The following is an 11,828-nucleotide window of genomic DNA, read 5'->3' as shown; positions in this document are numbered from 1 at the left end:
TCTCTGTCCGGCCGGCCCGTCGCCGGCTCGTCCTCACGGGCGAGCCGGTGCGGCCACCACACCTTCCGTCCCAGGTCCAGGAACAGCGACGTGACCAGCACGGACCGTACGACGAAGGTGTCCAGGAGCACGCCAAGCGCGACCGCGAAACCGATCTCCGCGAAGGCCACCATCGGCAGGGTGCCCAGGACGGCGAAGGTGCCCGCCAGGACCGGGCCCGCCGAGGTGATCACCGCGCCCGTCGCCGCGAGGCCGGTCAGCACGCCCTGCCTGGTCCCCGCGCTTCCCGCGCGGCTCGCTTCCTCACGGATCCGGGTGGACAGGAAGATGTTGTAGTCGATGCCCTCGCCTTGATCCCGGGGCCCTTTGGTCCGTACCGAGGGTGGGAACTGCCGCGGGACATGGCAGGCTTGGGGCATGGCCGCGCAGATCAATCCGAGCATCCTGTCCGCAGACTTCTCCCGGCTCGCCGAAGAGGCGAAGGCCGTCGAGGGCGCCGACTGGCTGCATATCGACGTGATGGACAACCACTTCGTGCCCAACCTGACGCTGGGCGTCCCGATCGTGGAATCCCTCAGCAGGGCGACGGACATCCCGCTGGACTGCCACCTGATGATCGAGGACGCCGATCGCTGGGCCCCGCAGTACGTCGAGGCGGGGGCCGGATCGGTCACCTTCCACGCCGAGGCCGCCGCCGCGCCCGTGCGCACGGCCCGCGAGATCCGCGCCAAGGGCGCCCGCGCCTCCATGGCGCTCAAGCCGGCCACGCCCATCGAGCCGTACGAGGACCTGCTCCCCGAGCTCGACATGCTGCTGATCATGACCGTGGAGCCGGGGTTCGGCGGCCAGCCCTTCCTGGACATCATGCTGCCGAAGATCCGCCGGACCCGTCAGCTGATCGCCAAGCACGGTCTTGAGCTGTGGCTCCAGGTCGACGGCGGCGTCTCGGCCTCGACCATCGAACGCTGCGCCGAGGCGGGCGCGGATGTCTTCGTCGCCGGCTCCGCCGTGTACGGCACCGACGACCCCGCCGCGGCCGTGCGCATGCTGCGCAACCAGGCGACCGAAGCCACCGCCGCGGCGTCCTGGGCATGCAACCACTGAGCCACGCCTCGGTGAACGGCGCCCTTCGGGGCAGATCAAGGGCGCGGGGATCTGACAGGATGAACCGCAAGTCCAGAGTGTGAACAGCCCAGAGTGTGAACAGCAGTGAGGAGATCGCGGTGTCTGCAATGTCGGCGGGTCGGTCAGTCCCGCGGATGGGACCCGCTGAGCTGGTGCAGGCGGCGGCCATGGCCCGCCGCTTCTACCTTGAGGGCAAATCCAAGATCCAGATCGCCGAGGAATTCGGCGTCAGCCGCTTCAAGGTGGCCCGCGTCCTGGAGACGGCCCTTGAGCGCGATCTCGTACGGATCGAAATCCGGGTGCCCGCCGAGCTGGACGCGGAGCGCTCCGACGCCCTGCGCGCCCGCTACGGCCTGCGGCACGCGGTCGTCGTCGAATCCCCCGCGGACGCCGCACCGGACGCCCCCGCCTCATTCCCCGGCAGCACCCTCACCGACCCGGAGAACCTGGGCCAGGTCGCGGCCGACCTGCTCGGCGAGCTGGTGACCGAGGGCGACGTGCTGGGCCTGGCCTGGGGCCGGTCCACCATCCATATGGCGGCGGCCCTGCATCAGCTGCCGCCGTGCACCGTCGTCCAGCTCACCGGTGTGTACGACGCGGGCACCGCGGAGCGCGGCTCGGTCGAGGCGGTACGGCGTGCGGCCCAGGTCTCCGGCGGTGAGGCGCACCCGATCTACGCGCCGATGCTGCTGCCCGACCCGGCCACCGCCGCCGCGCTGCGCAACCAGACCGGCATCGCCCGCGCCTTCGAGTACTTCGACAAGGTGACCGTCGCCGCCGTCTCCATCGGCTCCTGGGAGCCGGGCATCTCCACCGTCCACGACATGCTCAGCGACGAGGAGCGCGCGCACTACGCCTCGCTGGGCGTCGCCGCCGAGATGTCCGCGCACCTCTTCGACGCGCAGGGCCGCCGGGTCGGGCGCGACCTGGGGGAGCGGTGCATCACCGTCGAGGCGGACCGCCTGCGGCGGGTCCCCGAGGTGGTGGCGATCGCGGGCGGACTGCGCAAGGCCGCCGCCATCGACGCCGTACTGCGGTCGGGTCTGGTCACCAGCCTCGTCACCGACACCGCGGCGGCGGACTTCCTGCTGAACGAGACGGCGCCCGGCCCGCGGCCCGCGCTGAACCGGGCCGACCCGGACGACTGACCCGCGGGCAGGCTTTTCGATGAGCTGGTGGAACAGACAAGGCGAGCACCGGCGGCTTGGATGAACATTCACAAAACGGACCGCCGGTTCGCCACTTGCCGGTGCTGTCGGTGATGATGGTCTAGGAACCGCAGGCGGAACCGACGCTGATCCAGTGTTGGGCCGTGCTGGCTTCCCACCCGCCCATTCCGAAAAACCGCAGGTGAGAGAGCTAGAATGCGTTTCCTCAACGACCTGAAGCCGCCGTACGACCTGACGTACGACGACGTATTCATGGTGCCGAGCCGCTCGGCCGTCGGCTCCCGCCAAGGCGTCGACCTTGCGGCCCCGGACGGCACCGGCACCACTATCCCCCTCGTCGTCGCGAACATGACCGCGATCGCGGGCCGCAGGATGGCCGAGACCGTGGCCCGCCGCGGCGGGCTCGTCGTCATCCCCCAGGACATCCCGATCGAGGTCGTCACCGAGGTCATCTCCTGGGTGAAGACGCGCCATCTGGTGCTCGACACCCCGATCATGCTGTCGCCCTCGCAGACCGTCGCCGACGCCCTGTCCCTGCTGCCCAAGCGGGCACACGGCGCGGGCGTCGTCGTAGACGCCGAGAACCGTCCCGTCGGTGTCGTCACCGACCACGACCTGACCGGTGTCGACCGCTTCACCCAGCTGTCCGAGGTCATGTCCAGGGACCTCGTCCTCCTCGACGCCGACATCGACCCGCGCGAGGCCTTCAACCGGCTCGACGGCGCCAACCGCAAGTACGCGCCCGCGGTCACCAAGGACGGCCGGCTCGCCGGCGTCCTGACCCGCAAGGGCGCGCTGCGCGCGACCCTCTACACGCCTGCTACCGACGTGGACGGCAAGCTGCGCATCGCCGCGGCCGTCGGCATCAACGGCGACGTCGCGGGCAAGGCCAGGCAGCTCCTCGCCGCAGGCGTGGACACGCTCGTCGTCGACACGGCGCACGGCCACCAGGAGTCGATGCTCGCCGCGGTCAAGGCCGTGCGGGCGCTCGACCCGCAGGTTCCGATCGTCGCGGGCAACATCGTCGCCGCCGAGGGTGTGCGCGACCTCATCGAGGCCGGCGCGGACATCATCAAGGTCGGTGTGGGCCCCGGCGCCATGTGCACCACGCGCATGATGACCGGCGTGGGCCGCCCGCAGTTCTCGGCGGTCATGGAGTGCGCCGCCGAGGCGAAGAAGTTCAACAAGCACGTCTGGGCCGACGGCGGTGTCCGCCACCCGCGCGACGTCGCGATGGCGCTCGCCGCGGGCGCGTCCAACGTGATGGTCGGCTCCTGGTTCGCCGGTACGTACGAGTCGCCCGGTGACCTCCAGCAGTCCGCCGACGGCCGCTTCTACAAGGAGTCGTTCGGCATGGCGTCCGCCCGCGCCGTACGCAACCGTACGAGCGAGGAGTCGGCGTACGACCGCGCCCGCAAGGCGCTGTTCGAGGAGGGCATCTCCACCTCCCGGATGTTCCTCGACCCGACCCGCCCGGGTGTCGAGGACCTGATCGACTCGATCATCGCGGGCGTCCGCTCGTCCTGCACGTACGCCGGGGCGAACTCGCTGGAGGAGTTCGCCGAGAAGGCGATCGTCGGCGTGCAGAGCGCCGCCGGTTACGCCGAGGGCAAGCCGCTGCACGCCAGCTGGAGTTAAGGCGCCACCACTCGTTGAACCCGGCCGGTTACCGCACGTGATGCGGGGACCGGCCGTGGTGTGTCCGGGCCAATGCCGGGGCGAGGGGGGGGCTCGTTGTCGACATTTTACGGACAGCGATGAATGACTTCCCACCTTCCGGGTACCAGGCCATTTGCGCTGACACCGGAGCACCAAGGGAGGAAATCGTGTCCATGGCGACTGCAGTCCCGACCGGACTCGCCCACGGAACAACGACATCCGATGTGGCGGAGCTGGAACTTCCGTACGTGGAGAATCCGGCGGAGGTGGCCCCCAAGGACGCGCGAGAACTCTCGAAGATATTCTTCGAGCGGCTGGCGACCTTGGAAGAAGGCACCCATGAGTACCAGTACGCACGCAACACGCTGATCGAGCTCAACCTGGCGCTGGTGAAGTTCGCCGCGACGCGCTTCCGTAACCGGTCCGACCAGATGGAGGACATCGTCCAGGTCGGCACGATCGGTCTGATCAAGGCCATCGACCGGTTCGAGCTGACCCGCGAGGTCGGGTTCGCCACCTTCGCGATGCCGTGCATCATCGGCGAGATCAAGCGCTTCTTCCGGGACACCAGTTGGTCCGTCCATGTGCCGCGCAGGCTGCAGGAGCTGCGGATCGACCTGGCCAGGGCGAACGATCTGCTGTTCCAGGAGCTCGACCGGACACCGACCACCGCCGAACTGGCCGTGCATCTCGGGATGGAAGAGGACCAGATCGTGGAGGGGATGGTCGCCTCCAACGGTTACACGGCGGGCTCCATCGACATGCCGCTCGACGAATCCGGGAACCCGGGCTCCGCGACCCTTGCCGACCGGCTGGGCGAGACGGACGCCGAACTGGAGATCGTCGAGAACGTCCAGGCCCTCAAGCCGCTGCTCGAAGAGCTCGGTGAGCGCGACCGCTGGATCCTGAGCATGCGCTACGGCGCGGAGATGACGCAGTCGCAGATCGGCGCCGAGCTGGGTGTGTCCCAGATGCAGGTGTCCAGGCTGCTGTCGCGCATCACATCGCGGTTGCGGACGGGGCTTCTCGCGCAGGAGTGACCGTACGGCGCACAGCCAGTGATGCACGTGAGTGATATGGGCGGTGTCTCTTCCGGTGACGGAGGGGGCACCGCAGTGCGTGGCACCCGTGCACGCCTCACGTACCGTACGCAGACCGGCTTCAGAAGGCCGGGGAGGCCTGGACCGGCCTCGGCCAGATCGCCCGTACCTGCTTGCCCTCGGGCAGGGACCGGACCTCGACCCGCCCCGCCAGTTTGAGCACCATGGGCCAGCCGAACCCGCCGCCCCCGGAGAAGTCCGGTTCGCGGGCCACCGGCACCTGGGCGCTGGAGTCGTCCATCTCGACCACCAGCCCTTCCCGGCCGGCGTGCATCCGCAGCCGCCACCAGCCGGAGGTGTGCCGTACCGCGTTGGCGACCAGTTCGGTGATGACGAGCAGCACAGCGTCGAAGTCGGCCCAGGGGCAGTTCTGGGCCAGATACGCGGCGGCGGCCTCTCTGGCCGTCGCACTGTTCGTCTGCGGCGAATCCAGGACAACCATGTACGGGTCCTCAGTCATCAACGGCTCCTATACCCGCCCTTGGCGGATTCATGACCCCCTGTCCCGTAGGTGGTCACGCCGTGGGCGAACGCATGGCCCGATCGTTGTTCCGGACGGCCGTCGCTACGGCATGAAGTGCGCCTTCCGCAGCGCGTCGGCGACCGCGTCGGCCAGGACTCCATGGCCCGCGTCGTTGGGGTGGAGGCCGTCCGCCAGGTGCTCCGGGCCCAGTACGTCGAGGCCCGGCAGCAGGGCCAGTCGTGTGTCACCCGCCGCGACGAGGTCCTGGACCGCGCCCTCCAGCGCGGTGCGGAGATCGGCCAAGGTCGCGCCCAGCGCGTTCGCGCTCCGTTCGGCTTCGGGGCGCAGCACGGGGGAGAGGACCAGCAGGGGAGTGCGCGGATGCCCCTTGCGTACGAGGCCGATGAAGGCCCGTACCGTCTCGTGCAGCAGGGGCGCCGAGAACGGGGGGCGGGACCAGCAGTTGGTGCCGAACGCCAGGGTCAGCAGATCGGCGGGGAGCGAAGCGAGCTGCTCCGCGATGGCGAGCTCGCCGCGCCCGGCGCCCGCGTAGCCGAGGTTGACGGCGTCCAGGCCCAGCGCCCGGCCGGCCGTGGCGGGCCAGGCGTGCGCGGGACGCGTGGACCACCAGCCCTCCGTGATGGAGTCGCCGTGCACCAGCCAGCGCGGCCGGTCCGGCGCGGGGGCGACCGAGCCGCCGACGGCGCGGACGCCGAGGATCACCGGGGACCGGCCCTCCGGCGGATGGACGATAAAGGGGCCGTCCGAGGAGGGCAGGCCGATACGTACGACCGCCTCCTGCGCCGGGTCGGTGAAGGACTCCGACAGGAGTTCATCGCTGTCCCAGAGCGCGAAGACATGGGCGAGGTCGTGCAGTGCCTCGTTGGGCGCCGGCACCGTGGCGCGGTAACGGATCTCGATCGCCGCGGCGTCGTGGGCGGTGAACTCCAGCCGCACGCCTATGGGCAGGCCCGCCCGCTGCACGGTGTCCCACGGCAGCCGGTCCAGATCGGCCGGGTCCGCGCGCACCACGCGTCCCCCGTCGCCGCGCCAGGCCACTCCGCGCAGGAAGGGCTGCGGATCGAGCCATGTCATCATTCGCCTCCGGCGGTCGGGCACGGGTCGGATACGGGAACGTCACGCACCGCCCTTCGCGTCGAGCAGGGCCGAGACCCGAGGGGGGTCCGCGCCGCCGGGTGCGGTCGTGGTGACTCGTACCCCGTGCGGCCCGGTTCAACGACCGCCGGCACACCCGTGGCGCGGTCGGGGCGACGACGTGTCAATGCGCATCGCATCCGTGTCCGCCCGCCGCAAGGGGGCAAAAGGGATTTCGAAAGGTGATGCGCAACAAAAACGCATCTGCCGCGGTTGCGCGCAATGATCGGCCGCGGATGCGCAAGGTTGCTGCATTACGGCCGGGAACTCGCAGCTCGTAGGCTTCGACGCTGTACGTGGAGTGGCGGGGACCGCCTGCTCGGCGGTTCCCGAGCTCCGGGCTGTTCAGTCACGCCCGGAGCCCTCCGTCGCGGTCGCCCGTCTTCCCGATAGGCAGCGATAAGGAGCCACCAGAAGTGTTGGACCACGGCGCAGCGCCACCCGCCACCCCCCAACCGGAATCCGGGCGTCCGCAGCTCGGCAGCCGGCTGATGCGGCGCAAGCCCGTCGAGCAGCTCATCTCCGAGAGCGGCCAGGGCGAGGGCGGCTCGCTCCGCCGCTCGCTCACCATGTGGCAGCTGACCATGATCAGCATCGGTGCCACGCTCGGCACCGGAATCTTCGTCGTCCTCGGTGAGGCCACCCCGCTGGCCGGACCGGCCGTCGCGATCTCGTTCGTCATAGCCGGCCTCACCGCGCTCTTCTCTGCGCTTTCGTACGCGGAGCTGGCCGGTTCCATACCGGTCTCCGGCTCCTCGTACTCCTACTCGTACGCGACCATGGGCGAGCTCGTCGCCTGGGTCTGCGGCTGGTGCCTGGTGCTTGAGTACGGCGTCTCGGTCGCGGCCGTCGCCGTCGGCTGGGGCGAGTACCTCAACGAGCTGCTCGACGGGACGCTCGGCGTCACCATCCCCGACGCCGTGTCCGCCCCGCTCGGCGAGGGCGGCTACATCAACCTGCCGGCGCTTGTTGTCGTGATGCTCGCCATGGTGTTCCTGATGGGCGGCGCCAAGGAGAGCGCCCGGATCAACACGATCATGGTCATGATCAAGATCGCCACCCTGGTGCTCTTTTGCGTGATCGGCTTCATGGGCATCAAGGCGGGCAACTACACCCCGCTCGCCCCGCTCGGCGTCACCGGGATCAGCGCGGCCGCGGCCACCCTGTTCTTCTCGTACATCGGCTTCGACGCGGCCTCCACCGCGGGTGAGGAAGCCAAGAACCCCAAGCGGGACCTGCCGCGCGCGATCATGCTGTCGCTGCTCATCGTCACCGTCCTGTACTGCCTCGTCGCCCTGGTCGCCGTCGGCGCCATGCCGTGGCAGGACTTCGAAGGCACGGAGGCCGCGCTCGCCCAGATCATGAAGGACGTCACGGGTGACAGCTTCTGGGGCGTCGTGCTCGCCGCCGGAGCGGTGGTCGCCATCGCCAGCGTCGTCTTCGCCGTCCTGTACGGACAGACGCGCATCCTCTTCGCGATGTCGCGCGACGGCCTCGTCCCCAAGGTCTTCGCCAAGATCGACCCGCGCACCGGGACCCCCAAGGCCAACGTGGTGCTCGTCTCGCTCTTCTGCGGCGTCCTCGCCGCCACCATCCCGCTGGGTGAACTCGCCAACGCGACCAGCATCGGCACGCTCTTCGCGTTCGCCCTGGTCAATGTCGCGGTCGTCATCCTGAGGTATAAGCGGCCCGACATGGCACGCACCTTCCGCGTGTCGCTGTTCCCGGTCACCCCGGTCCTGGGCTTCGCGTTCTGCGCCTGGATGATGTTCAGCCTTCCGGGTGTCACCTGGGCGGTCTTCGGTGGCTGGATGGCCGTCGGGCTCGTGTTCTACTTCTGTTACGGCTTGCGCCGTTCCCGTCTGGCCACCGCAGAGAAGTGATCCACCCGCAGTGCGACTGAACGACCTCGACGAACGCATCGTCCACGCCCTCGCTGAGGACGCGCGCCGCTCCTACGCCGACATCGGCTCGATCGTCGGCCTGTCCGCGCCCGCGGTGAAACGCCGGGTGGACCGGCTGCGATCCGTCGGAGCGATCACCGGGTTCACCGTACGGGTGGACCCGGTGGCCCTCGGCTGGGAAACCGAGGGCTTCATCGAGATCTACTGCAGTCGCAACACGTCGCCCGCGGCGATCGAGCACGCACTCAAGCGGTACCCGGAGATCGCGTCCGCCTCCACCGTCACCGGTGACGCGGACGCGATCGTCCAGGTCTTCGCCTCCGACATGCGCCACTTCGAGCGCGTGCTTGAGCGGATCGCGGGCGAGCACTTCGTGGAGCGCACCAAGTCCGTACTGGTGCTGTCCCCGCTGCTCAGGCGCTACTCATCGGGCGCGCCCACCTAACCAGGGGTGTGCCAGCCCCGCGTCGGCGCAGGCTCGTACACCGGCACGCCGTACCGTCCACCTCTTGGCGTACGGTCCGTGCGACCCTCGTCGCCCTCGGTCATCACGCAACGAATCGCCGCCACAGCGCCCTATTGCGCAACAGATCGACGGTCGCTCTGCAACAGTCATGCCTTGTCCGTACATGAGCACGGCCCGTACCGTCATAACGTCTCCCTCCCACCCGCCCCACCTGCCCGAGGTCTGCCATGCCGCCGCTGCGTACCGCCCTGCTCCAGAGCTCCGGCCGCCCCGGCTCTGTCGCCGGGAACCTCAAGGTCCTCGACGAGGCCGCGGGCCGCGCCGCCGACGCGGGCGCCGCGCTCCTTGTCTGCCCCGAGATGTTCCTGACGGGTTACGCCATCGGGGCGGACGTGCACCGGCTGGCCGAGGCGGCCGACGGCGAGGCGGCCGACGCCGTCGCCGACATCGCCGTACGCCATGGACTCGCCGTGCTCTACGGCTACCCGGAGCGCGAGGGCGAGCAGGTCTACAACGCGGCGCAGCTGATCGGCCCCGACGGCGCGCGACTGGCGAACTACCGCAAGACCCACCTCTTCGGCGGCTTCGAGCAGGAGTGGTTCACACCCGGCGACACCCCGGTCGTCCAGGCCGAGCTCGGCGGCCTGCGCCTGGGCATCATGATCTGTTACGACGTGGAGTTCCCGGAGAACGTCCGCGCCCACGCGCTCGCGGGCACCGACCTGCTGCTGGTGCCGACCGCCCAGATGCACCCGTTCCAGTTCGTCGCCGAGTCCGTCGTACCCGTCCGGGCCTTCGAGAACCAGATGTACGTCGCGTACGTCAACAGGACCGGCTCCGAGGGCGAGTTCGAGTTCGTCGGGCTGAGCTGCCTCGCGGGCCCCGACGGCACGGCCCGCGCTCGCGCCGGCCGTCACGAGGAGCTGGTGTTCGGCGACGCCGACCCCGAGTTCCTGCGCGCCTCGCGCGAGAACAACCCGTACCTCCGCGACCGCCGCCCCGGCCTGTACGCGTCACTCGGCTGACGCTCCCGCGCCCCCGCCCTGCCCTCTCTTCTTTCCGCCCTGCAAGGAGTCCGTACCCCATGACGTCCACGGTGCCCACCGCTGTCCAGCACATCGAAGCGCAGCCGCCGATCACGATGTTCGGGCCGGACTTCCCGTACGCGTACGACGACTTCCTCGCGCACCCGGCGGGCCTCGGCCAGATCCCGGCGACCGAGCACGGCACGGAGGTCGCGGTCATCGGCGGCGGCCTGTCCGGCATCATCGCCGCGTACGAGCTGATGAAGATGGGCCTCAAGCCCGTCGTCTACGAAGCCGACCAGATAGGCGGCCGGCTGCGTACCGTCGGCTTCGACGGCTGCGACTCCTCGCTGACCGCCGAGATGGGCGCGATGCGCTTCCCGCCGTCCTCCACGGCGCTCAACCACTACATCGACCTGGTGGGCCTGGAGACCAAGGCGTTCCCCAACCCGCTGGCTCCCGAGACCCCGTCGACCGTGGTCGACCTCAAGGGCGAGTCGCACTACGCCGTGACCGTCGACGACCTGCCGCAGGTCTACCGCGACGTCATGAACGCCTGGAACGCCTGTCTGGAAGAGGGCGCGGACTTCTCCGACATGAACCAGGCCATGCGGGAGCGCGATGTTCCGCGGATCCGCGAGATCTGGGCGAAGCTCGTCGAGAAGCTCGACAACCAGACCTTCTACGGCTTTCTCTGCGAGTCGGAGTCCTTCAAGTCCTTCCGGCACCGTGAGATCTTCGGCCAGGTCGGCTTCGGCACCGGTGGCTGGGACACCGACTTCCCCAACTCCATTCTGGAGATCCTGCGGGTCGTCTACACCGAGGCGGACGACCACCACCGCGGCATCGTCGGCGGCAGCCAGCAGCTCCCGGTCAGGCTCTGGGAGCGCGAGCCGCAGAAGCTCGTGCACTGGCCGGCCGGTACGTCGCTGAAGTCGCTCCACGAAGGAGCCCCGAAGCCCGCCGTGACGCGGCTGCACCGCACCGCGGGCAACCGGATCACCGTCACCGACGCCTCCGGCGACATCCGCACCTACCAGGCGGCGATCTTCACCGCCCAGTCCTGGCTGCTGCTCTCCAAGATCACGTGCGACGACTCGCTCTTCCCGATCGACCACTGGACGGCGATGGAGCGCACCCACTACATGGAGTCGTCCAAGCTGTTCGTGCCCGTCGACCGGCCGTTCTGGCTGGACAAGGACGAGGTGACCGGGCGCGACGTGATGTCGATGACGCTCACCGACCGGATGACCCGCGGTACGTACCTGCTGGACGACGGCCCGGACAAGCCCGCCACCATCTGCCTCTCGTACACCTGGTGCGACGACAGCCTCAAGTGGCTGCCGCTGTCCGCCAACGAGCGGATGGAGGTCATGCTGAAGTCGCTCGGCGAGATCTACCCGAAGGTCGACATCCGCCGTCACATCATCGGCAACCCGGTCACCGTCTCCTGGGAGAACGAGCCGTACTTCATGGGCGCGTTCAAGGCGAACCTGCCCGGCCACTACCGCTACCAGCGGCGCCTGTTCACCCACTTCATGCAGGACCGGCTGCCCGCGGACAAGCGTGGCATCTTCCTCGCGGGCGACGACATCTCGTGGACCGCGGGCTGGGCCGAAGGCGCCGTACAGACCGCGCTCAACGCGGTATGGGGTGTGATGCACCAACTCGGCGGCGGCACGGACGCGTCCAACCCCGGCCCCGGCGACCTCTACGACGAGATCGCCCCGGTCGAGCTGCCCGAGGACTGAGCGCGCGTCGG

Annotated in this window: 10 protein-coding genes and 1 pseudogene; 8 read left to right on the top strand and 3 right to left on the bottom strand. The window is 69.4% G+C overall.

The annotated features are described in order from the left end of the window. Positions 1–2: 2 nt before the first annotated feature. A pseudogene (locus ABCR94_RS19910) lies at positions 3–344 on the bottom strand (MMPL family transporter); the annotation flags it as partial. Between the two features lie 73 nt (positions 345–417). Here ABCR94_RS19910 and rpe point away from each other — a divergent pair. From rpe to ABCR94_RS19890, 4 genes are all read left to right on the top strand, one after another. Then, a complete protein-coding gene (rpe, locus tag ABCR94_RS19905; RefSeq protein WP_347120868.1) occupies positions 418–1,104 on the top strand; it encodes a ribulose-phosphate 3-epimerase in 687 nt (228 codons plus the stop codon). Between the two features lie 95 nt (positions 1,105–1,199). Then, a complete protein-coding gene (locus ABCR94_RS19900) occupies positions 1,200–2,273 on the top strand; it encodes a sugar-binding transcriptional regulator (RefSeq protein ID WP_347120866.1) in 1,074 nt (357 codons plus the stop codon). Positions 2,274–2,489: 216 nt separating this feature from the next. Then, the gene (locus ABCR94_RS19895) at positions 2,490–3,932 is read left to right on the top strand and encodes a GuaB1 family IMP dehydrogenase-related protein (RefSeq protein ID WP_347120865.1); all 1,443 of its coding nucleotides are present in this window, start codon (positions 2,490–2,492) and stop codon (positions 3,930–3,932) included. Positions 3,933–4,120: 188 nt separating this feature from the next. Next, entirely contained in the window at positions 4,121–4,993 is an 873-nt protein-coding gene (locus ABCR94_RS19890; RefSeq protein WP_521977366.1) for a SigB/SigF/SigG family RNA polymerase sigma factor, read from the top strand. Between the two features lie 121 nt (positions 4,994–5,114). Here ABCR94_RS19890 and ABCR94_RS19885 read toward each other — a convergent pair whose 3' ends face one another. Continuing rightward, positions 5,115–5,513, bottom strand: a complete 399-nt coding sequence (locus ABCR94_RS19885) for an ATP-binding protein (RefSeq protein ID WP_347120862.1) — start codon at positions 5,511–5,513, stop codon at positions 5,115–5,117. 105 nt (positions 5,514–5,618) lie between these two features. Then, a complete protein-coding gene (locus ABCR94_RS19880) occupies positions 5,619–6,611 on the bottom strand; it encodes a GDSL-type esterase/lipase family protein (protein WP_347120860.1) in 993 nt (330 codons plus the stop codon). Between the two features lie 476 nt (positions 6,612–7,087). Between ABCR94_RS19880 and ABCR94_RS19875 the strand changes: the two genes are divergently transcribed. The 4 genes from ABCR94_RS19875 to ABCR94_RS19860 all read left to right on the top strand — a co-directional run bounded on the left by ABCR94_RS19875 (position 7,088) and on the right by ABCR94_RS19860 (position 11,817). Continuing rightward, entirely contained in the window at positions 7,088–8,554 is a 1,467-nt protein-coding gene (locus ABCR94_RS19875) for an amino acid transporter (protein ID WP_347120859.1), read from the top strand. A 10-nt stretch (positions 8,555–8,564) separates the two neighbouring features. Further along, the gene (locus ABCR94_RS19870) at positions 8,565–9,020 is read left to right on the top strand and encodes an Lrp/AsnC family transcriptional regulator (protein WP_283520605.1); all 456 of its coding nucleotides are present in this window, start codon (positions 8,565–8,567) and stop codon (positions 9,018–9,020) included. 248 nt (positions 9,021–9,268) lie between these two features. Continuing rightward, positions 9,269–10,066 (top strand): carbon-nitrogen hydrolase family protein, encoded by a 798-nt coding sequence (locus ABCR94_RS19865; RefSeq protein ID WP_347120858.1) that lies wholly within the window; start codon positions 9,269–9,271, stop codon positions 10,064–10,066. Positions 10,067–10,125: 59 nt separating this feature from the next. Beyond that, complete coding sequence (locus ABCR94_RS19860; RefSeq protein WP_347120857.1) at positions 10,126–11,817, top strand: flavin monoamine oxidase family protein; 1,692 nt, start codon at positions 10,126–10,128, stop codon at positions 11,815–11,817. The last annotated feature ends 11 nt before the right edge of the window (positions 11,818–11,828 follow it).

The organism is Streptomyces changchenzhani, assembly GCF_039766235.1.
In the GTDB taxonomy this organism is placed as follows: Bacteria; Actinomycetota; Actinomycetes; order Streptomycetales; family Streptomycetaceae; genus Streptomyces.
Note: the sequence above shows the minus strand (reverse complement) of the source record. Positions and strands in the feature narration are given on the sequence as shown.

What these genes read in the sequence shown, in the direction of transcription:
- rpe (WP_347120868.1), top strand. Translation starts at nt 418, where the DNA reads ATGGCCGCGCAGATCAATCCGAGCATCCTGTCCGCAGACTTCTCCCGG.
- ABCR94_RS19895 (WP_347120865.1), top strand. Translation starts at nt 2,490, where the DNA reads ATGCGTTTCCTCAACGACCTGAAGCCGCCGTACGACCTGACGTACGAC.
- ABCR94_RS19885 (WP_347120862.1), bottom strand. Translation starts at nt 5,513, where the DNA reads ATGACTGAGGACCCGTACATGGTTGTCCTGGATTCGCCGCAGACGAAC.
- ABCR94_RS19880 (WP_347120860.1), bottom strand. Translation starts at nt 6,611, where the DNA reads ATGACATGGCTCGATCCGCAGCCCTTCCTGCGCGGAGTGGCCTGGCGC.
- ABCR94_RS19865 (WP_347120858.1), top strand. Translation starts at nt 9,269, where the DNA reads ATGCCGCCGCTGCGTACCGCCCTGCTCCAGAGCTCCGGCCGCCCCGGC.
- ABCR94_RS19860 (WP_347120857.1), top strand. Translation starts at nt 10,126, where the DNA reads ATGACGTCCACGGTGCCCACCGCTGTCCAGCACATCGAAGCGCAGCCG.